The organism is Chthonomonas sp. (assembly GCA_016788115.1).
Taxonomy (GTDB): Bacteria; Armatimonadota; Fimbriimonadia; order Fimbriimonadales; family Fimbriimonadaceae; genus UBA2391.
Window position 1 is genome coordinate 150,528 of the sequence record JAEURR010000007.1, and the last position, 26,085, is coordinate 176,612.

The following is a 26,085-nucleotide window of genomic DNA, read 5'->3' on the forward strand; positions in this document are numbered from 1 at the left end:
AGACGATTATGGCGGTTCCTAGTAGACTGCAACGAATGCGAACGATTGGATGGAGCGCCATTGCCCTTGCGACCCTCACGATGGTCGGCTGTAGCAAGCCTGCCCCAGACTTTGTCGGCGTCTGGAAAGAGACCACCGCCAAGGGAATCCAACACGAGATCGTCATGTACACCGACGGGACATACGTCGATCGTACATTCAAGCACACTAACGGAGAACGCTTGGAAGTTCGCGGTACCTACCAATATCGGGATGAGAAGCTGTACGCCAAGCCGAGCGAGTTTTCACTCGAGAACATGAGTGATGCGCGCAAGAAGGAGATGGCCAAGACACTGCCGCCGGACCTCCTAAAGCAGGACGTCGGAACCGTGAAGTGGCCCTCCAAGGACGAATGGCATTTCAGCCCGATTGATAGCCCCAAGGAAGTGGCCATCTACAAGCGAATCGCGGGTCCGACGACGACCGACAAGGCCAAATCGAAGTGAAGCGAGCTTGCTTCGCTCTGGTCTTGGGTGCGTTCGTGCTCTCTGGTTGTCGCCCCTCTCCGATCGAAGGCACTTGGGTCGCGACTTTTCAAGATCAGACGATCACACTGAGGTTCGGACCGAAGGACTCCTACGAATGGACGGCGACCCTGAAGAACGATCCGGGGTCTGCGATCTCGATCATGGGTAAGTACACCCGATCGCCGAAGGACCTCGATTTGATGCCAGCGGACAAGACCCTCAACAAGAGCACATTCAAGATTGAACGACTGGGAGAAACGAACCTGGTACTAAATGGCGTGAAAGGGACGCTCGAGTTCGACCGAAAATAGATGGCAATGCGACGCATAGCAATTGTCATGGCGGGAGGATCGGGCGAGCGGTTTTGGCCGCTATCGAGACTCCATCGACCCAAGCAGCTCTTGAACCTGGCCTCGCCGGATCGGACGCTGCTCGCGCAGACAGTGGATCGGTTGCAGCCAACGTTCGCGGCAGAAAACATCTTTATCGCGACCGCCCCTCATTTGGTCGCCCCTAGCCAATCCGCCTTGCCTGAGTTGCCCGCAGGAAATGTCCAGGCCGAACCCCACAAGCGCAATACGGCGGGCTGCCTCATATGGGTCGCGGCGAACCTGCTGGCCCAAGACGCTGACGCGCGCAGCTCCGTTACGATGGCGGTGATTGCGGCGGATCACCGGATTTCGCCCGACGACCGATTTCGAGACACGATCGATACAGCTCTAGGGGTCGCGGAATCGACAGGCGGCATTGTCACCATCGGGATTCCTCCCTCTCGGCCCGAAACAGGCTACGGTTACATCGAGGCTGATTCTGGCCGGACTGCCTTGGGCACTTCGTTGGTGCCGGTCCTGCCCGTGAGGCAATTCCGCGAGAAGCCTGATCATTCGACAGCCGAAGCTTTCCTGGTGCATGGCGGTTTCTACTGGAACAGCGGCACTTTCTTCTGGACGCTGGCTACCTTCCTGACGGAACTGGAACTGGCCGCGCCAGAACTTTATGCGGCAACCATGCGAATCGCAGAGTTACTAAGGTCAGGCGACCAGACGATGGCCGACGAGGCCTTCGCAGCCCTGCCCAGTATTTCAATCGACTACGCGCTCATGGAGAAGGCGCGTACCGTGTACGTAGCCAAGGCGGCGTTTGACTGGGACGACGTAGGTGCCTGGGACGCACTGGATCGGTCACTCAGCCCCGACTCAGCGGGCAATGTCGTTCGGGGCGACGTCCACGCTGTCGAGTCTTCGCAGAGCATCGTCATCAACGAATCGGCGACGATGACCGTGTGTACACTCGGGGTTGAGGGGCTGGTCGTGGTCGTCACCGAGGACGCCGTTTTAGTCCTGCCAAAGGATCGGGCGCAGGATGTCCGGCGGGTCGTTGAATCTGTGCGCGCGCAGTCTCCGGAAAAAATCTAGCCTGTATTGACACTTTCCGCTTGTAGTTCTGAATCTAGCGTTGTATAGTAGCGTCACGCACAAACGCACTCAGTGGAACATTCTTGGAACGAAATCCTTGACTTTTCCGTCCGAGTGTTTACATCTTGTTAATTCAAGATGGTAAAGTACGGTTCTTCAAGGGACCTGTCCCGCGAAGAGTTCGCCATGAGCCTTCGGGCTCGCGCTCGATGGTGAGCGCATCGACCGACAACTGAAAAACGGCACCGATCCAGCGAAAGCGTCAGGTGAGTCCGAGGCGGAATATGAAAAGCAATTATCTACGCCTACCTTCGACTTCGGCGACCATGACGTGGGAAAGGGCACAAAGCGCTACAGCATGGGTGTGCTCTGGAAAGCGCCGTACTTCAGGAGTCAAACACGTCGGGTGACCGGCGTGAAATCTTGGAGGTACACCCTAATGCGAAAAGCATTTACGCTTATCGAGCTTCTCGTCGTCATCGCGATCATCGCGATCCTCGCGGCGATCCTGTTCCCTGTCTTCGCCCAGGCCAAAGAGTCTGCCAAGAACACTCAACTGCTTAGCAATATGAAGCAGACGGGTACGGCACAGATCCTCTACTCCGGCGACTACGAAGATCTCTTCGCCGTCTCCATGGCCAGCCAGCCCGTCATCGACGGCGACTACGGTTGGCAGGAACTGATCCAGCCCTACTCGAAGAACTGGGACATCATGCTGAACGTCAAGCGCTCGCGACCAACTGGTGCAGCTGCTGAAATCGCTTGGATTCGAATCCAGCACCTTGGTATGCCGGCACGAGCCGTCACCAACGCCAACGCAGGCGTCCGCGCTCAGGGCTTCTTCCAGGGCACGCACGTCGGTCAGACGGTCCGCTACGACGGTATCGCTGGTTTCGTAAACCTTGCTCCGAACGCTGCCGGTACGAACGACTGGCTCGGTCGAGGCATCGCTCCTTCGCTCTCCTCGTCGCAGGTCGGAGAAGTTTCGACCACGGCCTTGATTGTCGAAGCGAACAACTGGGACGTCTGGATGTCGCTCGCTGGCGCCGCAACGGTTGGCCCGCTCTCTTACTGTGCTCGCTGGAACCCGGCAAGCTACAACGTGAACGGTGGCAGCTACGGCTACGCAGGTCCGACCGCCTTTACGCGACCGGACGCTGAAGCTCAGCGCAACGGCGTTGGTACAGCTACGGGCTGCGCCATCTCGAAGGGCAAGTCGACCTACGTCGCAACCGACACGTCGGCCAAGTCCGTCGATCATCGCGCGTTCTTCTACGATGGTCAGACCAGCTCGTCTGGCGCGACCACGTACAAGGTCATCCGAGCCTTCAACCCAAGTGGATTCTAAATTATGAAGCGAGCTATTTCTCTTCTCATTCTAGGTTCCATCGCCGCGACCTTGGTCGCTGGTTGCTCCGGTGGCAAGACTGATGATGCGGCTTCCAAGCCCATCGAAGCTTCCGCTGACAACAAGGGCAGCAAGGCTGACACGGTCCAAGCTAAGGAGTAGTTTCTACTCTCAAGCAAGACAAAACGCGCCCGTTCCATCTGGAACGGGCGCGTTTTGTCTTGAATCCAACTAGCGGCGCTCTTCCATCAGCCCGACGAGGTTCCCATCCGGGTCCTTGACGAACGCCATCCAGAGTTCGTGATCGGGCATCTGGGCGATCTTATGAGGCGCGCCCGCGTCCACCGCGCCAGCCCTGACGGCATTCGAGTGGACCTGGTCTACGTCGGCCACCCGGTAGTAGAGCACCGAGTTTGCTCCGGGGGCTCCTGCGCCCTCAGGCGGGCTCAGCATGATGCGCACACCGCCCGCATCGAGGAAGCAGAGTTTGGGGCCTGCATCAAACAGATGCGTCAAGCCGATTACATCGACATAAAATGCTTTGGCGCGTTCAATATCCGCGACGCACAACGCGACTTGCCCTAGCGAGGGGAACGCCATCAAACACCCGTGAGTTGGAACTCGCTCGGCACCAAAGCTTTTGCTTCCGCGGTCTGGACCATCGACTTGCCGTGCTTGATAAAGTACTCGAACTCCTCGGGGAAGACTCGCAGAGCCGCTGCGACCGGCCAGGCCGCGGCATCTCCGAGTCCGCAGAAGGAGCGTCCGTCGATTTGTTTGGTGATGTCGAGCAACAACTCCATGTCTCCGTCCTGTCCGCGACCGAGCATGATTCGCTCAAGGATGTTAAGCATCCACTTGGTCCCTTCTCGGCACGGAGTGCACTTCCCGCACGACTCTTGCGCATAGAAGAGGGCGGTCCGCCAGATGAATGAGACGATGCAGGTGTGTTCGTTCAGGAACATGCAGCCGCCCGAGCCGACCATCGTCTTCACTTCGCCCATCTCTTCGTAACCGATGATCGCTTTGCCGCAATCCTCGGCGTTGATGATGGGCACCGACGAGCCGCCGGGGACACAGGCCTTCAGCTTGCCACCCTTCATGCCGCCCGCAAGTTCGAGCAGGTCGTTCAACGTGACGCCGAACTCGATCTCGTAGTTGCCGGGCCTGTTCACATGGCCGCTCACGGAGAAAATCTTTGTTCCGCGCGAGTTCTTGGTAGAGGCTCCGAGCGTCGCGTACCAGTTACCCCCATTCTTCAGGATGAACGGTGCGCAAGCATAGGTCTCGACGTTGTTGATAATGGTGGGCCGATCCCAGACACCCGCAACGGTCGGAAGCGGGGCGTGAGGGAACTTCAGTCGGGGCATTCCCCGCTCACCCATCAGCGAGCTCATCAGGGCGCTCTCTTCACCGCACTCGTAGCTGCCCGCCCCGAGGTGGATGTAGAGGTCGAAATCGTAGCCCGAGCCCATGATGTTCTTGCCCAGGAGGCCGGCTGCGTACGCTTCGTCGATCGCGCTGCGCAGGGCCTTGGCGGCATCCACAAACTCGGCGCGGATGTAGATGTAACCGGCGTCGGCTTGAGTCGCGAATCCACCGATGGTCATCCCTTCGATCAGCAGGAACGGCGTCGTCTCCATCAACTGCTTGTCCTTGAAGGTCCCCGGCTCGCCCTCGTCGGCGTTGCAGATCATGTAGTGCGGCTGAGTCTTGGTTTTCTCGATGCCGTTCCACTTGATCCAAGTTGGGAAGCCAGCGCCTCCGCGACCGCGCAGGTTCGAAGCCTTGATCTCGTCAATGACGGCCTGGCGCTCCATCGCGATCGCCTTGCGCAACCCGTCGTAACCCCCGGTGGCTTGGTAGCCCTTGAGAGTTCGGTACGCGGGGTCATGTGAGTGCTCTAAGAGAAGTTTGGTTTCTGCCATGGTGTTATCGAATCTTCTCCACGTCGCGGAGGTGAACCTTGACGATGTCGTCGGCAAGTTGGGTCACGCTGGAAGTTTCCTTAGTGCGAAGCTCATCGATGAGCCGATCCACATACGCGGCATCGACGGGCCCGTGGTAGTCGCTGCCGATTTGAAGGAGTGGCGCGCGGTCGCATGCGTTCAGGCACTCGACTTCGTGAAGGGTGAACAGACCGTCGGGGGTCGTCTCGCCGAAGCCGATCCCCAGCTTCTCTTTCAGGTGGTCGGCAATGCGGTAGGCCCCGCACATGTGGCAGCTCAGGCAGGTGCACACCTCGATCATGTGCTTGCCCACTGCGTGGGCGGTGTTGTACATCGAATAGAACGTTGCGACTCCTTCAACTTCGGCGTAGCTCCGCTCCAACCGGTGGGCGACTTCGGCGATCGCCTCGCCGCTCAAGAATCCGCCGTACTCGCGCTGGGCGATCCAAAGTCCTGGAAGGATACAACTCTTCTTGTCGGGGTAGTGGGTCATCAAGGCGTTCAGTTCGTGAATCGCCTCGTCGCTGAAATGCAGTTTCAGCGTGTCTCCCTTCGGCGCCTTCGGCCGTTCGTTGATGCCACCAAGTTGAATCAGTTGACTCATGGAATTGACCTTGATTCTACTCACTTGACCCTAACTTCGGGGCGGAGCTCTGCGCCGAATGCGTCAAAATGTGCTCAGGTAAGGTGAGCCATGCGACTTGACGATTTGCAGGAAAGCGAAAATGTAGAAGATCGCCGCGGGATGAGCCGCGGCAAGGTTGCCGCCGGTGGCGGCATCGGGGTGTTGGTCATCGCGCTGATCGTCATGGCGATGGGGGGCGATCCCAGCGCGTTGCTGAGCCAGGACGGCGTCAACCAGGGCTCGCAGGACACCTCGACGCCGTACCAAGCCAGCCCTGAAGAAGAGGAATTGCGTAAGCTCGTTTCGAAGACACTCAAGTCCACCGAAGAGGTCTGGCAGCGAGAGTTTCCCGCACAACTCGGCAAGCAGTATCGAGAACCTAAACTGGTGATGTTCACGGGTCAGGTGGATTCGGCGTGTGGCGCGGCGGAGGCCGGCATGGGGCCGTTCTACTGCGGCGAGGATCAAAACGTCTACATCGACCTAAGCTTTTATCAAACGCTACGGGAGCGATTTCGTTCGGCGGGAGACTTTGCCCAAGCCTACGTGATCGCCCACGAGGTCGGGCACCACGTCCAACGTCAGCTGGGCGTCCTCGACAAAGTCCATGCGCGACGCGGCAGCATCAGCGAGGAGCAATACAACCAGCTTTCGGTACGACTGGAGCTTCAGGCGGACTTTCTCGCAGGGGTTTGGGCGCACCACGCCCAGGATCGTGTTGGACTCGATGAGCAAGACATCCGTGAGGCGCTTGAGGCCGCGAGTGCGATTGGCGATGACAACATCCAGCGCCAGTCTCAGGGGTACGTCCAGCCGGAGTCGTTCACTCATGGAAGTGGCGAGCAGCGCGTTCGATGGTTCATGCGCGGGTACGAGTCCGGCAAGATCGCAGACGGGGACACCTTCAACGCAAGGAAGCTCTAACGTCGATGCAAAAGAACAGACTTGAGGCGTTCAGCGACGGCGTCTTCGCGATCATCATCACGATCATGGTGCTGGAGATCAAAGCTCCGGCGGGCGGCGAAATGAGCGATCTAATGAAGCTCTGGCCGGTTTTCCTCAGCTACATCATGAGCTTCGTGTTCCTCGCGATCTACTGGAACAACCACCACCACATGATCCACGCGACCAACCGCGTGAGCGGCGGAGTCCTGTGGGCGAACACCCATCTGCTGTTCTGGTTGTCGCTTGTCCCCGTGATGACGGCATGGATGGGCGAGCACCACTTCACGCCGCTGACCGTCGGAGTCTACGGAGCCGTGCTGCTGCTTTCGGTGGTTGCGTACAAAGTTTTGCAGGAAAACATCATTAAACAAGAGGGCCGAGATTCCGCATTCGCTCGCACTCTCGGGAAAGACGTGAAGGGAAAGCTGTCACTCATCAGTTACGCCATCGCGATCGTGCTGAGCCCGTTTTCGTCCGCGACTTCTCTGGCGATCTACCTCGTTGTGGCCGCCATGTGGTTCGTGCCCGATCGGCGCATGGAGCGCATACTGCCCGGCGCGGAGTAGGGTGATGGTCCCGACGCTTCAGCATCGGGACCGTCGGATTGCGTGCGGCCCGTTGTCAGGCTTTCTTTCGTCGAGTCGCGAGGAACGCCACGAGGCCGCCGAAGGCGAACAGGGTGCTCGGCTCGGGCACCGTCCGCAGCCCCATCAGGCCATTGATCTCGTCGTCCCCATCGCTGATGAGCGCTCCCGGTCCACCGTGGATGATGCTCGCGTAGCGGAACGGCGTCTGGTTCGGCGTGGTCACGACATAGGTGAAACCATCCCAATGGACGCCCAGGATCGGGTGGAACCCTTCGAGCCAAACGCGCACGACCTTGGCCTGCACCCAACTGGCTGGGTCGTTGTGGTCGTTCGACAGGTACACCGTTGATTCGATCGACTCCTGCGGGAGTGGCCCGTGGTCGATGACCGGGAAGACTGCGCAGAAGCTCGAAAGTCCTCCGAGGTCGAAGACCGTTTGCCCGACCTGACCGTCGGACTGGAACCACTTGTCGTCAATCGAGTTCGCCGCAACGGGGACTGTCCCCTCGATCACGTAGTCGTACGATCCGGTACCGGTGTTATCCAGCGATCTACCCGCTGTGCCCCCTCCCCGGAGCAGGCTCGCCGCGGTGAAGCCGGAGGCGTTAAACAAGCCGTCATCGAGCAGCCCTTGGGTGATCACCTGCTGCCGGTTGGCGAGGGTGTTGCTACCGAAATAGAGCTCGGCGAACGTTCCGACACTGGCACCTTGCCAGGTTCGGGGATCGTCGGGGTTTGTTAATAGGGTCGCGTTCGCGGCGCAAGCCGAGACCAATGCACAGGCAAGCACAATTGTCTTTTTCATTTGTCAGTCCTCTCCAAGGCGCCGAGTTGACGCCCACTGCTACAGTATCTAGCAAAAATCTTGTTTTGTCACAAGAAATTTGTACAATTGGTCACAAAATGGCTTAGCTGCGGTCAAATTTCGGCCAGCTTCTTCGCCGAATCACTGCGTGCACGGGGTGGTTGTGCTCGTCCCGAAGCGGTACGTGAAGTCGGTATCCGGTCGAAAGAAGCTCAGATATGCGCCGAGGCTGGTTCCGGTTGCAGTGCATCGGTGGTACGAGATTTGCTGGCCGTCCTTGCCGTACGTCGCCGTCGGATCCTTGTAGCTGGCGTAGCCTGACCCCGCGCGTCCCCCAGGATTCTGTTGCACCAAACGCGCCGAGCTATCGCAAGCGACGAACACGATTCCACGATTGAAGACCCACGCCGTATCGTTCGATGCGACGTAGGGTGGGAAGCTGTAGTCGTTCTGGCTCGTGACGGTGCTCGGCCGACCAGAACTATTGAATCGGCAGTTCACCAGGTAGCCCGCTGCATCCGCAGCACAACTGAGGATTGGGTTCGTGAACGCATAGCCGCCCAACTGCTCTTTCATGTTGCCCCACCACACGAGCGTAAGCTTCGAGGGTGAGTTCACCTCGCTCGTGGAAAGCGTGTGCAGCAGGCCATTGAAGCTGAGCGAAGTATCGCGCGGCTTGATGCCGCGGTAAGTCTGATTGACATCGCCATAAAATCCGGAGAACCCAGGGAGCCGACCCAGGTTGATCCGATTTAGGCCTGGGGCGATCATGATCTCGTAGCTCTTGGTGTACGGGAAGCAGGAGTTCGCCCAGACCACTGCGTCACGCACTTCGGTTTCGGCCTTGAACCACCCCGCGGGGGTTTCAGCGGCCAGGATCGTACTGCCAGATCGGCGATGGCTGATGGGATAGCAGTCATTCGCGTCATTGGTGTAGAGCAGAATTCCGAGCCCTGTCTGCTTGGTGTTGCTGATCGCTTGCGTCGTTGTGGCGGTCGCCTTTGCTGCCGCGAAGATGGGGTAGAGGATCGCCGCCAGGATCGCGATGATCGCGATCACGACGAGCAGTTCGATGAGCGTGAATCCCTTTCTCATTAGCTTGCACCCGACAGCGCGATATCAGACGATCGGACGTATGGTGGCTCAGCTGACTCGCTCCGCTTGCGTCTAACTTGCATCACCCGGCCCATATTCCGAACCCAAGAGACTCTGCTTAAAGAACGAAAGTTGCTCCGGAAATCGTTCATCAGTACACCACCAAGATCAGAACCGCACGGGGCTACCGAAGTTCTCGAAGTCGAAATCGGGGCGGAAAAGGATCGGGTGGCGACCGTTCTCGTCCTTCCACACGTACTCTGCGTAACCGTTCTTGTCATACTTCGACCGGAAGTCGGTTCGGTAGTCTGTGTCGCCGCCGAGGTTCTGACCCATCGGGAAGAACCGCGCGCTACCATCGACCATCGCTGCGTTCATTCCTTTGTTGAAGACCCACATGCTCGGCTTCACGCGGCTGTACCCCCAGAACGAGATGTTGCTGCTGCAGCCATTGAACTCATAGAACGTCTTGCACTCGGAGACCGGACGGTAGATGCACGGCGAGGTGCCGTTCATGCAGTCCAGATATGGGTCGGCAGCAGTGAAACCCCGGATACTGATGGTGCCGCTCGTGCTCGTGAACATGCGCAGCTTGCTGGGCTGGTTGACCGCTGTCGCCGAGTACGCACTCAGGAGACCGTTGTAGCGGTAGTTGGTGATGGCGTACGGCTTGGATGCCGCGCCGTAGTTCACCCAGTTGCCACCGATCGCCACGTCGCGGTCGCTCAGGACTTGTGCGCTTTGCCCGCGGAGGATTTCGAAGTTCTTGACGTACGGCAAAATGCTGTTGCCCCAAGCCGCGCCATAGTCCGAGCTGTGAGCGCTGTACTCGGAGAACGCGTCGTTCGGGGTCGGGATGAGCGAACTGCCGTAATACCCTGGAGGCGTGGCCAGTGGATACACATCGTCGGAGTCGGTGAGGTAGAGGTGGACCGCCAAAGCGAGTTGCCTCTGATTACTGAGGTCCGCCGACCGGCGTGCGGACTCTTTGGCCCGGGCAAAAACGGGGAACAAGATCGCCGCGAGCACCGCGATGATCGCGATGACGACGAGCAGTTCGATGAGCGTGAACGCGGTTCGAAGACGCATGAGGACCTACGCGGGCGCGACCCAACGGTTCGCAGCACCGAGTACAAGACGCACGCAGGACTATGCGAAGTTCCTGCATGAGATGGAACGGGAATTGCGCCCGAGAGTGCAAGGTTTGCGCTACTGGTGGACAGAAATGGTTGAACTTTGTCGCTCGGAGACTCACTCCACGCTTTAATGAACACCTCCTCGATCACGCTGACCTGCAAGGTCGCGTTCGCGATGGTGCTGAGCGCGGGGCTCATGCTGCTCGCCTTGCCACCGATCGGTGTGGCCGCCGCGGGTTTCCTGATTGCCGTGCCACTGATCCGGCTGCCGACGGCCGTTTCTAACGTTCTACTGCTCGCGATCGGCCCGCTGACGGGCTTGCTCGCGGCGCAAGTCGCTTCCTTCCCCCTCCTGCCCACTGCGAATGACGCCACCCCGGGCTGGACCGTCCTGGGCCTGACTGCGTTTGGCGCGCTGATCGGCCTCTTCTCGGCGCTTGCTCGGTCCACCGAAGGGAGGCAACCGCTCGGGATCATCGGTTGCCTGATTCTGGTCGAATGGGCAACGGCTGCCGCTCTGCCGATGCACCTAGGGCTGACCCAGTACCGGAGCGGGGTGATGCTACTCCTCGCCTCGTTCGGCGGAATATGGCTGGTGAGCGCGCTCGTTTGGTGGGGCAACCTGGCCCTGGCGCAAGAGGTTCGGCGATGGCCGCTCTGGCTCGGCGCGGCGCCTCTCCTCTTCCTTCCGCCGTTGCCGGATTCAGGCTCGTTGCCCGTCGCGGTCTTGCAAACCAACTCCCTCGACTCGACCGAACTGGCGTCTCTCCACCGCAAGGCTTCTGCGGAGAGCGACCTCGTGGTCTGGCCGGAGCTGAGCGCGACCGACTGGGTCGCAGAGGACGGGCGTGATGTACCCCGCTTGCTGAGCGTCAATCTCGCGGCTTTCGTGACAACGTTTCCCGACCAAGCGGAGCCACTGCCCCACAACGTCGCGGCGTTCTTCAGCCAAGGTCGGGAGCTCGCGCATTACGAGAAGCGCAAACCGTTCGCAGGTGAGGTGAACGTTCACGCTGCGGGCAATCGGGTAGTCGTCGCACCCTGGCGCGAGACGCAGATCGGGCTGAACATCTGCTTCGACAGTTGCTACCCATGGATCATGCGGGACACCGCCCGGGCGGGCGCAGCCGTCATCGTGCTCCCCTCGCTCGACCCGATTACGCCGAACGGTTGGATTGCTGGGATCCACGAAGCGTACGGTCGATTTCGGGCGGCAGAACTGGGGGTAAGTATTTTGCGAGCAGAGGCCAACCATGCCAGTTCCATCGTGACCCGGATGGGCGCGGTGCAAGCGATCGCCGGTGCTGAGAGTCCTGCGGTGGTGCGCGGTCGGGTCGCCACTCACCCGCGATTCACCGTGTACAAAGCCCTAGGCGATTGGATGCTTTGGTTGAGCGTGGGCGTAGTGCTTTGGAGCGTCTTCGGAAACAGGCTTCGGCCGCCGATCCGGGTCCGGCACCGCTGACTCCTCCCCAACAGTTCCAAGATGATGCCGACTCCCGACACCATTCCGCTGCCGAGCGGGTTACCGCTCGTGGTAGGCGATTCGCACCCCGAGGCAAGCGAGCAGCCGGGGGCTTCGCCTGCACGATATGAGCTTATGGCGCGATGGCACGTGCCACTTGCGGTGCTTCATCGTCTATGCTAGGAAAAATGTCGATCGGGTTTGTGAACAAGCTCTTCTACGGCGATAACTTGGACGTGCTGCGCGAGCAAGTACCCGACGAGTCGATAGACCTCGTCTATCTCGATCCGCCGTTCAACTCCAAAGCCGACTACAACGTCCTCTTCAAGACCAGCACGGGCCAAGACAGCGCCGCCCAGGCCGGAGCCTTCAAAGACACGTGGGAATGGGACGAAGCCGCCGCTGGGGCCTATCACGAGTTGATGACCAGCAATCAAGTGCCGACCAACCTGCGCAACCTCATGCAGTCCCTCAAGGTCTTCCTCGCCGGCGACACCGGCAAGAAGGGCAACAGCATGATGGCCTATCTGTGCATGATGGCCCTGCCTCGTCGAGACTCTGCCCAGCTATTCCGGCATGCTTTTTTGGGCTACCGGTAAACTGATATCAGTGCCACACCCGCTTGAGATCACGTACGGCTTAACCGCAGCTGAGCTGCTGGACGCCATTGATCGGCGATTCCGCTTGAAGGTCGCGCTAGAGGGAGCAGTTGCTGAAGTCCACTTCGAACGGAAACTAAAGATCGCGAGCAAAGAGGGCTGGTTGGCCTCCTACGAGGCGCACGATGTTGATGGCATGCACGACTTCACTTTAGTCACGCTGGCTGGCCAGCCGATCAGAGTCGAGGTCAAGACGATTCGGAAGGAGCGGGCTGGGAACGTAAAAGTCCTCGAGGTCGAGCTTCAGAAGACAAGGGCGGCTAAAGGCGACGCGTCAAGTAGATATTACGACCGAACCCACTTTGACTTGGTCGCCGTATGTATGGGAAGGACTACAGGAGATTGGAGTGAATTCGCCTACGCTCTAATCTCGGAGCTACCGCGGCACAAGGACCACGTGACGAAGCTACAGGTGATGCACAAGCTGATCTTCGAAGAGGGCCACATTGTCAGGTGGTTCCGAAAACTGCAAGACGCAATTGACGCCTATGAAAACCTCACTAATCTATAGCACCGCATGGGGCGAGCTTCACTGTATTGACAGCTTGGAGTACATGCGCTCCATGCCCGACAATAGCGTCGATCTGGTTATGACCTCGCCACCCTACGCGCTTCACTTCAAGAAGGAATATGGCAACGCAGACCAAGCGAGATATGTCCAGTGGATGTTGCCGTTTGCCTTCGAAATCCAACGCATCCTCAAGCCCTCGGGAAGTTTCGTTCTTAACATTGGAGGCGCATGGACTCCGGGACATCCGGTCAGGTCGCTATATCAGTTCCGACTCTTGTTGGCGCTATGTGACGAGATAGGATTTCATTTGGCGCAGGAGTTCTTTTGGTATAACCCCGCGAAGATGCCCGCGCCTGCCGAGTGGGTGAACGTTCAACGCATCCGATGCAAAGACTCAGTGGAATACATCTTCTGGCTGTCAAAGACCGAGCGGCCGAAGGCAAACAATGCTAAGGTGCTCCAGGAATATAGCCGCGACATGAAGCGGTTGATGGAGAAGGGACTCAAGGCGACGGTACGCCCGTCCGGGCACGCGATCAAGGATACGTTTACTTCCAACCACGGCGGATCCATCCCGGGAAATCTTATACAGTGCGGAAACAATGAGAGCAACTCTCGCTACATCAAGAACTCTAAGGCTACGAAGAAGAAAATTCACCCGGCTCGTTATCCGGCGGAGCTGCCAAGATTCTTCATTGAGTTTCTAACGGAAGCCGGTGATCTTGTCCTCGACCCCTTCGCAGGAAGCAATACTACCGGAGCAGTGGCCGAAGCGCTTCATCGCAGGTGGCTTGGTCTGGAACTAAGCGAGGAATACGCGAGAGACTCAGAGTTGCGCTTCAAGCCTGTTGAAATCCTTAGCGAAAACGGTCAGGTTATGCAAGGAGCCCTGCTCTAACTTTCTTTGCTTTATTCACGAGTCCAGAAACGGTCCATCCGCTTGTGCTCTGTGAGAAGATAGGAGTACAAGAAAGGTGCGGACCGCGGTATCTATGGCATCATCAACTTCGTGGCCCGGGCGAATACAAGCGAGCACTGGTCAGCGTGAAGGGCGGCAAGAACGTCGGACGGGAGATGCTGGCTACGCTGAAAGGCGACATGCAAAGGGAGCAGGCAGTCTCTGGCATCTTGATTTCGCTCGAAGCCCCGACGAGTGCCATGAAGAAGGAGGTCGCCGACGCCGGAAGGTGGAACAGCACCCTCCACCCCGACCGCAGCTTCCCGGTGCTCCAAGTGATCACCGCGCAAGATCTGCTTGACGGCAAACTGATGGAACTGCCCACTTGGGGCCTTGACACCGGCGGGCGGGCGAAGAAGGTCGCTGCCAAGGCCGCGCAGTCTGCGATGACGTTCGACGATCCTCCGCCCGCTGAGTGACAGCAGAGTTCGAACTCAGCGAGGCATCCGCTCCGCCCCTCTGTCTAACCAGTGCCTGCGCCGATCACCGGTCGATTTCGCCAAGGACGATGTCGATCGAACCGATGATGGCGATGACGTCCGCCAACAACCGTCCGACCGCGAGGACCTCGAGCGACTTCAAGTTCATGAACGACGACGGCCGCTCGTGCCAGCGGTAGGGTCGGTTCGAGCCGTCGCTGACGATGTAGAAACCGAGTTCGCCCTTGGACCCCTCAATGCCTACGTAGGCCTCTCCCGGCGGCACGTGGTAGCCCTCGGTGTACAGTTTGAAGTGGTGGATGAGCGACTCCATCGAGTTGTCCAGCTCATGCCGGGGCGGCGGCGCGATCTTGCGGTCGAGCGTGTTGTACGGCCCTTCTGGCAGCCGATCCATCGCCTGGCGCAAGATACGGCAGCTCTCCTTCATCTCGGCAATGCGAACAAGGAACCGGTCGTACACGTCGCCCGTCTGACCGGTGGGTACTTGGAACTCGAAATCTTCGTAGCTGCAGTATGGGTTGCTCTTACGCAGATCCCAGTTCACGCCGCTGGCGCGCGCGATCGGGCCGCTACAACCCAGCTCTAGCGATTGCTGCGCGGAAAGGATCCCTACCCCCTGCGTGCGCTCCATCCAGATCGGATTCTCGACGAGCATGGTCTCGACCACCGCGAGTTCTTTGGGGAATTCTATGAGGAATGCGTTGAGTTTCTTCTCGAACCCTTCGGGCATGTCGCCGCGGAGTCCACCAGGGACGATCCAGCTGGGCATCATTCGCACGCCGCTAAAGAGCTCGAACATGTCGAGCACCATCTCGCGCTGCTGCATGATATAGAAGAACGGCGTCATCGCCCCCAGGTCGAGGGCGTGCGTGCCGAGCCACACGCAGTGGCTGGCGATGCGGCTCAGCTCGGCGAGGATGACACGCAGATACTGTCCGCGCTTGGGGATCTCGCAGCCCAGCAATTTCTCGACCGCTAGGGCATGCGCCAAGTTGTTACCGTTAGCGTTGAGGTAGTCCATGCGGTCAGTCATGACCGTGCACTTGTGGTACTGCTGGTACTCGGCTTCCTTCTCCATACCCGTGTGGAGGTAGCCGATGACGCACCGACACTGGACGATGGTCTCACCTTCAAGCTCGCAGATGACGCGAAGAACGCCGTGGGTGGACGGGTGCTGAGGCCCCATGTTCACGATCATCGTGTTCTCGCCGGTCCGTTCAAAGACCGTCTCAGTTGTGGGCATGAAGGTGTTGACTTCCATAGCGGGTTCGCCGGAGTTTACCGAACTCCGGCAAACACCAGAAGCCTAGCGGGAGCGCTTTCTACGCCGAAGGATCAGCAATGCACCCAGCGCCACCGGTAACAGACTGGCAGGTTCGGGAGCCAAGACGATGGCGACCTTACCAGCTCCACCGCTGACGCCCGAGAAGGCGTAGCTAGAGCCGTAATAGGCGAGCCCGTCTAGAGAGCCGACGCGGACGGTGTTGGCTCCGCTAGAGTCGGTGCCGATAAAGTAGGCACCGTCATGGGCCCTAACGGCCGACCGGTAGTCCGAAAAGCCAAATGTCGTGAACGCGAAGCTCGTAAATCCGGAAGGGTTATCGCTTGACAAGTTCATGAACTGACCACTCGCCGCAGAGGGTCCAGGTCCGAGAACCGCGAAGCCTGTTGGGCTTGGTCCGGAAATGGCGACCTGACTCATGGTTGCGGACCCACTCGCAATGGTTCCGAAACTAGAGAACGCAAACGATCCGCCTGAGGGTAAGAAGCGATCGAGCCGAGAACCCAGGGAGTCGGTCGCAAACAAACTTCCGCTTGGAGAGATCGAAACCGTACGATAGTTTGCCCCAGCTCGGGAACCCACGCTTGAAAGTGAGTTCGGGGTGAGGGCACTCGTAGTCCATACTTGACTACTACCATTGACCACGTAGAGCTTGGATTCGTCGTTCGAGATTGCCAAGTCAAGAACCCCACCGATCCCGAGGTTATAGATAGCCTTGCGTTCGCCCGTGCTGTAGTTGTAGACACGGAGATCACCGTTGATGCCCAACACATAGAGCTCGCCGCGCTGACGGCTGGCAGCCATTCCAGCCGGCTTTGTAGGCACCAGGAAGCTCCCCAAGTACGCACCGGTGACTGGGTCCAACCGGTGTATGCGGTTGCTAAAACTGCTAGGTTCCGCGTTCGCCGATGATACAAGCATCAAATCAAACGAGGCGTGCGCAGTTACAGGCGCAAGCAGGACTACCGCAACAGTAACAAGCCAGTTTTTCATTTCCTCTCCAAAACGATCCAACGACCGATTAGGAGTAGTATAAGCCAAATATTGGCCCCCGACCCATGAAATTTTGGTCGAGGGCCACAGTCGTCGCCGTTTAGCGGGGACGCTTCGGGTTGGCCATCGGGTCGACGGCGTTGCCGCTGGTCAGACCTTGCTGTTTGTCGGTGGCGTCGTTAGGCCCACCGGCGGATGCTTGATCCTTTTGCGGCGTCGCAGCCGATGGGTCGTCCACCGCGGACGTGTCGGAGTTCGAGCACCCCCAAACGCATGCGGAAATGAACAGGAGAGCGAGTAGTCGTTTCATGATTTAGAACTCCCGATCAGGCTGGAATGTGCACTCATAGCTCAGGGCACCGCAGTAGTACGGCCGGGTACCGATGCCCGCAGCACTGTACAAGCGGAACGGATCGAACTTAAATGAGTTCTGAGGCGCGGTGACTCCGGCTGCCCCGCCTACTGGCTTTGTTCGAGCCGAGGTATCGGCTGCAATGAAGATTAAGCTCCTGCCGAAGACGTAGTGCGTCCCCCGCCCAGTGAGGGGGCTGTAAATGTCACTGTTAAACGCGTTGCGCTGACCGGGCTGGACCGGTCCACTCGGGTTGTACCGGCAAGGTCCAACGCCGTCGCAGTTTAGGAACGGGTTCGAGACCGAGCCACCCAGCAACTGTTGGGTTCCGAATGCCTGCCAAAGCATCGGCAACACAGAGGGAGATGCGACTGCGCTCGCATTGTAGGCGTGCAGGAATCCGTTCATTTGCAAGTTGGACTTTGCATTGGCCTTCTTGCGGGTGTTGTAGACCGTGGCCACCCAGGCGTTCACCTCAAACATGCCCTGGACCTCGGCCAATTGCAGGTTCTTGATGTAGGGCTGGGTCGAATTGATCCAGAACGCACCGTCCTCTCGGACATCGAAGTCGAGCGCTGGGATGTCTTCGGCGGGGTACAGCGCAGGATAGGGACCGCCAGCCGACGATTGGTAATACCGCTCTCCGCCGGTAAATGCGTCGGGCACCAGAGCCAGCGGGTAGTTGTCCTCGCTGTCAGCGAGGTACAGCTGAATTCCCGTGCCGAGTTGCTTCGATTGCGCGATTGCCGCGGTCTTCTTGGCGGCCGCCTTCGCTTGGGCAAAAACGGGGAACAAGATCGCAGCGAGAATTGCGATGATCGCAATGACGACCAAAAGTTCGATGAGCGTGAATGCTCGTCTATTTCGTAACATGATTTCTCCTATAGGACTAGAACCGATCAAACAAGGAGCAACCACTGCGCGATGATAACAGCTTATGAGACAAGTGTATGAATGCAGTGGGTCTCTTCACTGAGCCACGTGTTCTAGACCACTATTTGGTTTCCCATTCCGAAACGTCAGAGCTCACGTCATTCCATGAGTTCAAGTCGATTGTTCACTGACAATCTTTGTATCGCCCTTCACGGGCTGTGGAACATATTACGCACACATTGTGCGACGTAGTCGCTTTACCACTTGCATCTCTGTGAGAACTTAGCGGTCTAGGACAGAATGGTGAGCAGCGTAACATCCTAGGGATCAAGTTGTGAATAGATCTTCCACGATCGATCGCTCTTTCTGACTAGAACTTACTGGTTGGGCCACAGCCAGCTAAGCCCTACTTCGCCACCACCCAAGTCCAGCCGCTGAGGGATCATCTGCCTCCAGGGCCGCGAAACCGCGGACGTATCGACTGCAACCGCCGTCGTCATACCGTCCGGATAGATCAAGCCGCCTGCGCAGTTCGGCGCACCAGCCGCGGTCTTGGGGTCGTCGCCGCCATCGCAAGTGTGAACCCGCTTCCGCGCGTGGGGACCCTTGTATACCGTTCCGGTGAAGACGTTGCGATTGGCGGTGAGCCAGATCCCCGCCGTCCAATAGCGGTTCAGGGGAGTGTCGATGTCTTCGGTACCCCACCCGAAGTCCCACACGCCAGCCTCGGCCACTAGGATCGTCTCTGAGGGACGCGCGATGGCGGTCGTGCTGAGCGAAGGAGCAAAGCGATAGGCCATCCATCCCGAGCCCGGACTGATCCCGACGCCACCGATTCCGTCGAACTTCCGCCACTCGTTGGCGGTTAGAACGGATGATCTAAAACGGTAGTATCCCTGCGCTTGGACGGTTGGACCGACGGCCGCTGCGCGTAACGGCATCCCCCAGTGCGATCGCGCCTGGTAGAACCATCCGGACGTGGGCGTGTTCTCCGGGAAACTGCGGACTTTGGGGTGTTTGTAGAAGTCCCAGTTCTTTGCATAGGGTTGGGTCAGACCCTGCCAAGTCTCGAAGCGATCATCGGTAACCCGTACCGCGAGTGGCAACGCGTCATCGGAGTCGGTCGAATACAAGGTCACCGCCAAACCCATCTGCTTTACATTGTTGAGTGCTTGCGTATCCTTAGCGGCTTCTTTCGCCTGAGCAAATACAGGGAACAGTAATGCAGCAAGGATCGCAATGATTGCGGTGACCACGAGAAGTTCGATCAGGGTGAAGGCGCGTAGTAGTTTCAAGTACGACTCCTTACGGCCTAACTATTGCCGCAACCCATGCGAGCAACGCGTTTCGTCGATTCTTTGCGCTCTAGCGGCGCATCTTCACTGACCGGATCATTCTGCACCGCGCTGAGGTGGCCACGGTACACGACAAGGAACGTCTCAACCTTTGCACTGTGTTCCCTAGCGATTTGAACGATCTTTGCCCTTTGCATTTCTAGGATCCTTTGCACATCTCGTCAGAAGTCTAATACACAAGAACGGGCCCGGCACCAAAGGTGCCGAGCCCGTATCTTGCTTACAGAGTGGCCTTAGTTTCTGCCGACTTTGTTCTCGCGAACCGCATCCCCCGCTGGCTGCGCGCTTGCGGCGGCGCTACCCTCCGGAGCGGTGTTCTTCGTTGCGGCTTCAGCGGCCTCGTCCTTCGAACCGCAACCAGCGGCTACGAGCCCAATCGCCGCGATGGTCAGCATCAGAAGTAGCTTCTTCATATGCACCTCAGTTCCCCGCCCGATCCGGTCGGAAGAAGTGGTGGTAGGCGGGAGCGCCCGTGCTTGAGCGGCTTACCCAAGAAGCGATCGGCGTCGCGTCGGCTTTGTACTGCGAGTAAGGATCCTTCTCGGCATTGCCACAACCGCTTGGGCAGCTGACGCCTGCGTGGCCAGCGAGAGGCACCACGCGCGCCGAAGTATCGGTTCCAACCATGATGCCACTTCGGCCGAAGGCCCACACCGATCGATAGATCCAGCCCTGCGACTCGACCGAGTTGGCAGCTCGGCCGGATACCGGAGCACCGCTCGGATTGAAGACACAAGGTCCAGGTTTGTCACACTTCAGGACTGGGTTCGAACCTGCGAAGCCCTGCAGTCGTGCCTTACCGTAGCCGGTCCAGATCATCGTTGCTTGGCTAGGCGCAACGACTGCACTCAGCGAGTAGGTGTTCATCAGTCCGTTCATTGCGAACGAAGCGTTGGCTGGTTCCTTCCTCTTGACCGCGCTGCCCAGGTTCACCGGCAGAATCGGGAGACCCGGAGCCTCTTCGATACCGTAGTTCTTCATGTACGGCTGAACCGAGTTCGCCCACATTTGAGCATCTTCCGAAGGGATGTAGCCTGGGTCGCTGAACCAGTCCTGCGGAATTGGCGAGTCGTAGTCCCACCAATAGCCACTGCCGTTAGCCTTTGGAGCGTACGCGTGCGGCAAGTTGTCGTCCGTGTCGCCCGCATACAGGATGAAGCTAGTGCCGATCTGCTTTGCGTTGCTGATGGCTTGGGTCTTCTTCGCGGCTTCCTTCGCTTGGGCGAAGACTGGGAAGAGGATCGCGGCGAGAATCGCGATGATCGCGATCACGACGAGTAGTTCAATAAGCGTAAACGCCTTCGAGTTTTTCATGACATACCTCAGTGTTTGAATAGCACTGAGATGCGGCGGGACCCGGTTGCAGGCGCAAGACCGATAGAGCGAAACGAGGACGACCCACAGATAATTGCGATGAGTCCCACCGCGAACGGTAGGAAGGACAACAAGGTCGGCCATGTTCGATATTCAGTTTTCGCGCTACAACCCCGGTCTGACACACCTTGATCAGTGCGCCATGCTGCTGTACGTCTCGAAGCAAATCAAAAAGCAAGAAAAAGAATGATCCAGTTACTCATTCGTCGAACCCAGCTCCGATCGTGCAACAATCGTTCAAGGTTCTCCACGAAAGAGTAATGTATAGATACCTCCGACCAGTCAAAAAGTTCGGCCTAATCGCTTGAACGAATAGAACTTCAGGACCTTTGGACCGTTCAAGCGCATGCGGTCGGTAGGCATGGGCGTACACTGCCGACATGCGGCTTCGGACTGTCTTCAAAGATGCCATCACCAGCATCCGCGAGCAAAGGCACCGGGCACTGCTCTCGGGGCTCGGGGTCGCAGTCGCCTCTTTTGCTATCGTCACGCTCATTTCGATCGGTATCGGAGTGCGTCGCGATCTGACCGGCCAAGTCGAGGATCTGGGGGTGAGCACCCTCGTCGTCCTCCCCGGGCGGGTCGAATTGGGGACCGTCAACCCGAACGTTGGGGGGCAAAGCTACCTCCGGGGATCGCACCTGGACTCACTTCGCCGTCTCGAAGGCGTCGTGAGAGTCGCCCCTTTCTCCTTCGCGGGCGGCGGGATCGAGTACCGGGGCAAACCTTCGTATCCCCTGGTCATCGCCACGACCGCCGATTGGTTTAAGATTCGACCGCAGAAGCTGAAGTTTGGTTCGATCTGGACTGATCCCATGTCGCGCGAGAGAGTCGCGGTGATTGGGTCTGTTGCCAGCGATGACCTGTTTGGCTCGGGAGTGAACCCGGTCGGTAAGAGCGTCGATATCAACGGGCGCAAGTTCCGGGTAGCTGGGGTCACGGAGGACGCCAAGGCTGGTTCGAGCATGTTCTCGATGTTTTCGCTCCAGAACGTCGTGTACACGCCTTACCACGAGTTCACAGAGCACAATGCCAAGGTTCAAATTGATCGGATCTTCATTCAGGCGGCGACCGATGCCGAGCCTAGCGCACTCATCAAACGGATCGACTCAAACCTGGGGCGGACGCTTACCTTCGCGCAGTACAGTGTGCTCACCCAAGAAGACCTCCTCGGCATTGTGTTCAAGCTGACCGGAATTCTGACTTGGCTGGTGACAGGGCTGACCAGTATCGCCCTCATCGTTGGCGGGATCGGCATCATGACGGTCATGTTGATGTCCGTCAATGAGCGCGCGCGGGAGATCGGAATCCGAAAGACGGTCGGTGCAACGAGATCCGCGATCTTTGCTCACTTCCTTGCAGAGGCGGTTTTGATCTCGCTTGCTGGCGGGCTTGCCGGACTGGCGCTCAGCTACACGACATGTCTGGCTTTGGCCGCATTCACCCAGATCAAGCCGCTCGTAACCGGCGGCACGATTTCATTGTGCCTGGTTGTTTGCTTGGGGCTTGGGATGTGCTTTGGGGTCATCCCCGCGATCAAAGCGGCGCGTCAGGACCCGGTTGAGGCCATGCGCCGAGAGTAGCGTTACTCAGCGCTTCCGTGGACCACGCCGTGGATACTGCACTCGACCGACTCACCAATTGGCTTGATATCGTAGGTGCCGCCCGAGGGGCAATCCGGTAGCCCAGTCCCCTTCAAGAACTGTGGGACCAGCTCTTCCTCAGTGACCGTGTCGCCGGGTTTCAGCTGGTTCGTCATGGCAGTGACGTCCTTGGCATCCTCGATCTGTTTCAAGTTTGCGAGGCACGTCATTCGCCGGGAACGATCGCGAGACTTGGCCCATTGGGGTACGGCGATGGCCATAAGCAACCCAACGATGAGCAGCACGACCATCATTTCTACAAGCGTAAATGCCTTTGATTTCAAACTTTTGTACCCGGCCTGATCAAGATTCTCGGGAGCAACCAGGACATTCGTTAGATTCCGGCTCACGTGGCCCTCTTAGCTCGTTCATTTGCCGGGAAAGAAGTTTCACAAAATTCTGAAACTTCATGACAATCTGAAGACTGGCGCGGTACCCTGATCTTGCGAATTATGGGATCAACACAGACCCCCGAGAAGATTTGGCTGGCAGAAGGCGCGCAAAAGCGAGCTTCAGTTCAGACCATGTTCTCCCAGATCGCTCCCTCATACGATCGCGTAAACGGCCTGGTATCCCTGTTCTCGCACCGTCGCTGGCGCGCTGCGGCCGCCCGGGCTCTACGCTTGAAGCCAGGTGACCGCGCCCTGGATGCGTGCTGCGGCACGGGTGATTTTCTTCTTCCCTTGCGACTGGCCGTGACCGAGTCGGGTCGAGTCGTGGGATTTGATTTCTGCGCACCCATGCTGGACCGCGCCGTAACCAAGCCCAGGCATGGGGCGTCGCTAGCGCTTGCGGATGCATGTGCCATTCCGTTCCGCTCGAGCACGTTCGATTCGGTAAGCGTCGGATGGGGAATCCGCAATGTTCCAGACGTCGACCTTGCCCACCGAGAGGCATTCCGAGTCCTTCGCCCCGGCGGACGATTTGTGAGCGTGGATATGGCGCGGGCGAAGTTTGGCCCCGTCCGCTGGATTTCCGACCAAGTGTTTAATCGGCTTGTCCCGCTCATCGGCGGACTCTTCGGGAATCGACAGGCCTACACCTACCTTCCCGAATCGACTGCCCGGTTCATGACCCGCGAGGAGCTCACGCAGAGCATGCGATCCGCCGGGTTCATCGACGTCACGACTCGCGACTTTATGTTCGGAAACATCTGCATGCACCTTGGGAGAAAGCCCGAATGAACGTAACCTGGCAAACCGCTTTGGAAAAGATACAGGCCGACGTGAAGCATGTGGAAGCGACACTCGCGCGACGATGCACATCGCGGGTGCAGGTCGTGGATCAGGTCAATCGACACACCTTGGGTGCGGGGGGCAAGAGACTGCGCCCCGCCTTTCTTATCTTGAGTGCCAAGGCCACCGGCTATCCTGTGGAGCTGGATCGGACGGTGGAACTGGCGGCGTGTATGGAGATCGTCCATATGGCCACGCTCATCCACGACGACGTCATCGACCACAGCGACTCTCGGCGTGGTCGACCGACGGCGGCAGCCGTCTTCGGCAACACCGCCGCCATTCTCGCGGGCGACGTCCTGCTGGCCAAGTCGATGCAGATCCTCGCCGAGGACGGCGACCTGGACATCATTCGAAAGGTCAGCGCGATGGTGGTGGAGATGGCCGAAGGAGAGGCCCGCGAGGTTGAGACGCGGGGCGATTTCGACTTAAGCTTTGAGGCGCACATGGAGGTTCTCCGCATGAAGACCGCGGCGTTCGTCGAGTGCTGCTGCGAGGTCGGGGGGCTGGCCGCCCGCGCACCCAAGCTTGTGACCGACGCGCTGGCCAGCTACGGCCACCACCTGGGACTCGCGTTCCAACTCGTGGACGACGTCCTTGACTTTCGCGGTGATCCGGCGACCACCGGCAAACCCAACGCCACCGACTTCCGCGAGGGATGCGCCACCCTGCCTCTGATCGACCTGCGCGAGCACCTAACCGAAGAGGAACTGGATTTCACCCGGAATCGCTTCGGAGCCCACCCAAGCGATGACGAGGTCCACATGATCTGCGGCTGGATGGAAACTCGGGGTTGCTACACCCGTGCTCTCGCCGCAGCGGGTCGGCACAGCGCCATGGCTCTGGGCGCCCTCGATGCACTACCCGACGGTGAAACCAAGGATCTTCTCGTCGCCATCGTCGACTTCGTTCAGCAGCGCGAGCGGTGAAACTTCTCGTTTTCGATTTGGACGGCACACTGTACCGAGGGGCCACTCCTCTGCCCGGGGCGATCGAGACCATCGCAAAGCTCCGCGAGCGGTACAAGATTCGATTTCTCACCAACAACTCAGCTCTGACCCGGCCGATGATCGCCAATAGGTTGGCGGGCATGGGTTTCCAGGCAACCCCCGAGGAGTGTTATGGGACTGCTGACGGCGTCGCCGCTCGACTGAGGGAGCTCAAACTGAGAAGTGCCCTCGTGGTCGGCGAACCTGGTCTGCATCAGGCGGTTCGAGCTGCGGGGGTCACCCTCGATGATTTCCAGCCCGATGCGATCGTGGTGGGAATCTGTCGTACGTTTAGCTACGAGCTCATGGATGCGGCGGCGCGCGCAATCCGAGCCGGTGCACGATTCCTGGCGACCAACACTGACGCCACCTATCCCATAGAGGATGGTCAGCAACAGCCCGGTGCAGGAGCAATCGTCGCAAGCATCGCCGTCGTCAGCGGGCAAGAACCCGAGGTGATCGGAAAGCCGGAGCCAACACTCATCCACCAGATCCTGCGAGAGGCAGGGGTCGATCCGGCAGACGCACTCGTCATCGGGGATCGGGTGGAAACGGATATCGTCGCGGGCGAGCGGGCCGGTTGCCCCACGTGGTTGGTGCTCACTGGCGTGACTAGCACTCCACCGCCGGGCCAAGACTACGGTCACTCGCTACTCGATCTTTTGGCTCGACTCTGAGAGTTCCTGCTCGGCAACTCGGCTCGCGCGCAGGTTCGAAACTAGTGCATCGATGCGCGATGAACTGAACTTTGCGTCTCCGATGACACCCGGCACGTGGGCGCGCTCGGCGGTCAGCCGCTCGACTTCGGCACTCAGCAGCTTGAGCTTCTCAGCAACCTCTCGCGCCGGGTCGAAGATCGCCTTCAAGTTTGGGCTCTTGTGCATGTAGCGCTCTAGATCGCCGCCGGTCGCTTGACCGAACTTGGCGAGCGCGCTCTCAAAGCGCAGTTCCTTCAAGTCTTCAAACGCGGATTTCAGATCATCGGGCGCTGTATGCAAGGGCTTGCCAATGCAGTGGGAGCCAAGGACCGCGAGCTCGTCCATGGCGTGGTCGGCAGCGTCCAGTATCTCGCTCTTCACTGAGTCGTAGTAGGACTTGTCCCCCTCAGAATTCCAAACCGGGGACTCAAGCGCCGCCATCACTTGGGTCCAGTAGAAAGCGCCCGCCTCCAGGACCTTGATCGCAACCGGGTCGATGTTCTTGGCAAGCGTGCGCGCACCCTTGTATTGGTAATAGCGGTCAAGCGCGGAATAGACTTGGGATCGGCGCTGCACGGACTCGCGATCGAATCGTTGCCTAAAGCCCGCGAGGAACCGTCCCAAGAAGACGCCGGCGGTCAACCCGGCCGCCGCCATGAGAATCACCTCGATTGGGCTGCCCCAAGAGGTGATGATGCCCGAGGCAAGGCAAACCATGCCCGCAACAAAGCCGGTTGCACATCCGACGCCCGTCTTGTATTCGGCCTGCTTGCGGGGGTGGAGTTGGTCGCGACGCGCCAAGTACCCCATGAAGTACGGATTCTCGGAATACGATCGTTGTGCCACG

General features: G+C 58.9%; 29 protein-coding genes and 2 pseudogenes. 16 read left to right on the forward strand and 15 right to left on the reverse strand.

The genetic code is table 11. The features are described 5' to 3' along the window. Positions 1 to 35 precede the first annotated feature (35 nt). From JNM85_08205 to JNM85_08225, 5 genes and pseudogenes are all read left to right on the forward strand, one after another. Positions 36 to 485: a hypothetical protein gene (locus JNM85_08205; protein MBL8088034.1), complete on the forward strand. Its 450-nt coding sequence runs from the start codon at positions 36 to 38 to the stop codon at positions 483 to 485. Beyond that, complete coding sequence (locus tag JNM85_08210) at positions 482 to 817, forward strand: hypothetical protein (GenBank protein MBL8088035.1); 336 nt, start codon at positions 482 to 484, stop codon at positions 815 to 817. The genes JNM85_08205 and JNM85_08210 overlap by 4 nt, the downstream gene beginning before the upstream one ends. Positions 818 to 823: 6 nt before the next feature. Beyond that, on the forward strand, positions 824 to 1,921 hold the full coding sequence (locus JNM85_08215; protein ID MBL8088036.1) for an NTP transferase domain-containing protein: 1,098 nt from the start codon (positions 824 to 826) through the stop codon (positions 1,919 to 1,921). A 439-nt stretch (positions 1,922 to 2,360) separates the two neighbouring features. Continuing rightward, a pseudogene (locus tag JNM85_08220) lies at positions 2,361 to 2,498 on the forward strand (prepilin-type N-terminal cleavage/methylation domain-containing protein). Positions 2,499 to 3,272: 774 nt separating this feature from the next. After that, on the forward strand, positions 3,273 to 3,431 hold the full coding sequence (locus JNM85_08225; GenBank protein ID MBL8088037.1) for a hypothetical protein: 159 nt from the start codon (positions 3,273 to 3,275) through the stop codon (positions 3,429 to 3,431). Between the two features lie 69 nt (positions 3,432 to 3,500). Here the strand turns inward: JNM85_08225 and JNM85_08230 are convergent, their stop codons facing one another. The 3 genes from JNM85_08230 to JNM85_08240 are packed head-to-tail and all read right to left on the reverse strand — an operon-like array spanning position 3,501 to position 5,822. Beyond that, the gene (locus tag JNM85_08230) at positions 3,501 to 3,869 is read right to left on the reverse strand and encodes a VOC family protein (GenBank protein MBL8088038.1); all 369 of its coding nucleotides are present in this window, start codon (positions 3,867 to 3,869) and stop codon (positions 3,501 to 3,503) included. Then, complete coding sequence (nuoF, locus tag JNM85_08235) at positions 3,869 to 5,197, reverse strand: NADH-quinone oxidoreductase subunit NuoF (GenBank protein ID MBL8088039.1); 1,329 nt, start codon at positions 5,195 to 5,197, stop codon at positions 3,869 to 3,871. Before nuoF ends, JNM85_08230 begins: the two co-directional genes overlap by 1 nt. 4 nt (positions 5,198 to 5,201) lie before the next feature. Next, positions 5,202 to 5,822: an NAD(P)H-dependent oxidoreductase subunit E gene (locus tag JNM85_08240; protein ID MBL8088040.1), complete on the reverse strand. Its 621-nt coding sequence runs from the start codon at positions 5,820 to 5,822 to the stop codon at positions 5,202 to 5,204. 90 nt (positions 5,823 to 5,912) lie between these two features. Between JNM85_08240 and JNM85_08245 the strand changes: the two genes are divergently transcribed. After that, positions 5,913 to 6,767 carry a neutral zinc metallopeptidase gene (locus JNM85_08245; GenBank protein ID MBL8088041.1) on the forward strand — a complete coding sequence of 285 codons (855 nt, stop codon included), beginning with the start codon at positions 5,913 to 5,915 and terminating at the stop codon, positions 6,765 to 6,767. A 5-nt stretch (positions 6,768 to 6,772) separates the two neighbouring features. Continuing rightward, positions 6,773 to 7,354 (forward strand): DUF1211 domain-containing protein, encoded by a 582-nt coding sequence (locus tag JNM85_08250; GenBank protein MBL8088042.1) that lies wholly within the window; start codon positions 6,773 to 6,775, stop codon positions 7,352 to 7,354. Between the two features lie 55 nt (positions 7,355 to 7,409). Here the strand turns inward: JNM85_08250 and JNM85_08255 are convergent, their stop codons facing one another. The 3 genes and pseudogenes from JNM85_08255 to JNM85_08265 form a co-directional block, all read right to left on the reverse strand. Then, complete coding sequence (locus JNM85_08255; protein MBL8088043.1) at positions 7,410 to 8,180, reverse strand: PEP-CTERM sorting domain-containing protein; 771 nt, start codon at positions 8,178 to 8,180, stop codon at positions 7,410 to 7,412. Positions 8,181 to 9,179: 999 nt separating this feature from the next. Next, positions 9,180 to 9,275, reverse strand: a pseudogene (locus JNM85_08260) (prepilin-type N-terminal cleavage/methylation domain-containing protein). Positions 9,276 to 9,443: 168 nt separating this feature from the next. Next, positions 9,444 to 10,364 (reverse strand): prepilin-type N-terminal cleavage/methylation domain-containing protein, encoded by a 921-nt coding sequence (locus tag JNM85_08265; GenBank protein ID MBL8088044.1) that lies wholly within the window; start codon positions 10,362 to 10,364, stop codon positions 9,444 to 9,446. 177 nt (positions 10,365 to 10,541) lie between these two features. Between JNM85_08265 and JNM85_08270 the strand changes: the two genes are divergently transcribed. The 5 genes from JNM85_08270 (at position 10,542) to JNM85_08290 (ending at position 14,423) form a co-directional block, all read left to right on the forward strand. After that, entirely contained in the window at positions 10,542 to 11,876 is a 1,335-nt protein-coding gene (locus JNM85_08270) for a hypothetical protein (protein MBL8088045.1), read from the forward strand. 188 nt (positions 11,877 to 12,064) lie between these two features. Beyond that, positions 12,065 to 12,475 carry a hypothetical protein gene (locus tag JNM85_08275; protein ID MBL8088046.1) on the forward strand — a complete coding sequence of 137 codons (411 nt, stop codon included), beginning with the start codon at positions 12,065 to 12,067 and terminating at the stop codon, positions 12,473 to 12,475. A gap of 10 nt (positions 12,476 to 12,485) precedes the next feature. Next, positions 12,486 to 13,046, forward strand: coding sequence for a hypothetical protein (locus tag JNM85_08280; protein ID MBL8088047.1), 561 nt, complete (start codon positions 12,486 to 12,488; stop codon positions 13,044 to 13,046). Next, positions 13,024 to 13,944 carry a site-specific DNA-methyltransferase gene (locus JNM85_08285; protein MBL8088048.1) on the forward strand — a complete coding sequence of 307 codons (921 nt, stop codon included), beginning with the start codon at positions 13,024 to 13,026 and terminating at the stop codon, positions 13,942 to 13,944. Before JNM85_08280 ends, JNM85_08285 begins: the two co-directional genes overlap by 23 nt. A gap of 146 nt (positions 13,945 to 14,090) precedes the next feature. Continuing rightward, complete coding sequence (locus JNM85_08290) at positions 14,091 to 14,423, forward strand: hypothetical protein (GenBank protein MBL8088049.1); 333 nt, start codon at positions 14,091 to 14,093, stop codon at positions 14,421 to 14,423. A 64-nt stretch (positions 14,424 to 14,487) separates the two neighbouring features. On the opposite strand, the gene nuoD is transcribed toward JNM85_08290, so the two are convergent. From nuoD to JNM85_08325, 7 genes are all read right to left on the reverse strand, one after another. Beyond that, the gene (gene nuoD, locus JNM85_08295; protein MBL8088050.1) at positions 14,488 to 15,705 is read right to left on the reverse strand and encodes an NADH dehydrogenase (quinone) subunit D; all 1,218 of its coding nucleotides are present in this window, start codon (positions 15,703 to 15,705) and stop codon (positions 14,488 to 14,490) included. Between the two features lie 45 nt (positions 15,706 to 15,750). Next, positions 15,751 to 16,719, reverse strand: a complete 969-nt coding sequence (locus tag JNM85_08300; protein MBL8088051.1) for a PEP-CTERM sorting domain-containing protein — start codon at positions 16,717 to 16,719, stop codon at positions 15,751 to 15,753. Between the two features lie 100 nt (positions 16,720 to 16,819). After that, a complete protein-coding gene (locus JNM85_08305) occupies positions 16,820 to 17,029 on the reverse strand; it encodes a hypothetical protein (protein ID MBL8088052.1) in 210 nt (69 codons plus the stop codon). Between the two features lie 3 nt (positions 17,030 to 17,032). Then, positions 17,033 to 17,944 (reverse strand): prepilin-type N-terminal cleavage/methylation domain-containing protein, encoded by a 912-nt coding sequence (locus JNM85_08310; GenBank protein ID MBL8088053.1) that lies wholly within the window; start codon positions 17,942 to 17,944, stop codon positions 17,033 to 17,035. 377 nt (positions 17,945 to 18,321) lie between these two features. After that, the gene (locus tag JNM85_08315; GenBank protein MBL8088054.1) at positions 18,322 to 19,239 is read right to left on the reverse strand and encodes a prepilin-type N-terminal cleavage/methylation domain-containing protein; all 918 of its coding nucleotides are present in this window, start codon (positions 19,237 to 19,239) and stop codon (positions 18,322 to 18,324) included. Between the two features lie 293 nt (positions 19,240 to 19,532). Further along, entirely contained in the window at positions 19,533 to 19,712 is a 180-nt protein-coding gene (locus JNM85_08320; protein ID MBL8088055.1) for a hypothetical protein, read from the reverse strand. A gap of 7 nt (positions 19,713 to 19,719) precedes the next feature. Continuing rightward, positions 19,720 to 20,613 carry a prepilin-type N-terminal cleavage/methylation domain-containing protein gene (locus tag JNM85_08325; protein MBL8088056.1) on the reverse strand — a complete coding sequence of 298 codons (894 nt, stop codon included), beginning with the start codon at positions 20,611 to 20,613 and terminating at the stop codon, positions 19,720 to 19,722. A 440-nt stretch (positions 20,614 to 21,053) separates the two neighbouring features. Here JNM85_08325 and JNM85_08330 point away from each other — a divergent pair, with 440 nt between their 5' ends. Then, complete coding sequence (locus tag JNM85_08330) at positions 21,054 to 22,256, forward strand: ABC transporter permease (GenBank protein MBL8088057.1); 1,203 nt, start codon at positions 21,054 to 21,056, stop codon at positions 22,254 to 22,256. Positions 22,257 to 22,258: 2 nt separating this feature from the next. On the opposite strand, the gene JNM85_08335 is transcribed toward JNM85_08330, so the two are convergent. After that, on the reverse strand, positions 22,259 to 22,666 hold the full coding sequence (locus JNM85_08335) for a prepilin-type N-terminal cleavage/methylation domain-containing protein (protein MBL8088058.1): 408 nt from the start codon (positions 22,664 to 22,666) through the stop codon (positions 22,259 to 22,261). 102 nt (positions 22,667 to 22,768) lie between these two features. Here JNM85_08335 and JNM85_08340 point away from each other — a divergent pair, with 102 nt between their 5' ends. Genes JNM85_08340 through JNM85_08350 form a run of 3 tightly spaced genes read left to right on the forward strand, consistent with a single transcriptional unit; the run spans position 22,769 to position 25,217 of the window. Further along, a complete protein-coding gene (locus tag JNM85_08340) occupies positions 22,769 to 23,500 on the forward strand; it encodes a ubiquinone/menaquinone biosynthesis methyltransferase (protein ID MBL8088059.1) in 732 nt (243 codons plus the stop codon). Next, a complete protein-coding gene (locus tag JNM85_08345) occupies positions 23,497 to 24,480 on the forward strand; it encodes a polyprenyl synthetase family protein (GenBank protein MBL8088060.1) in 984 nt (327 codons plus the stop codon). Before JNM85_08340 ends, JNM85_08345 begins: the two co-directional genes overlap by 4 nt. Then, complete coding sequence (locus tag JNM85_08350) at positions 24,477 to 25,217, forward strand: HAD-IIA family hydrolase (GenBank protein ID MBL8088061.1); 741 nt, start codon at positions 24,477 to 24,479, stop codon at positions 25,215 to 25,217. The genes JNM85_08345 and JNM85_08350 overlap by 4 nt, the downstream gene beginning before the upstream one ends. Here the strand turns inward: JNM85_08350 and JNM85_08355 are convergent. After that, positions 25,191 to 26,084: a hypothetical protein gene (locus JNM85_08355; protein ID MBL8088062.1), complete on the reverse strand. Its 894-nt coding sequence runs from the start codon at positions 26,082 to 26,084 to the stop codon at positions 25,191 to 25,193. The two genes, JNM85_08350 and JNM85_08355, sit on opposite strands and share 27 nt — an antisense overlap. Position 26,085: the final 1 nt, after the last annotated feature.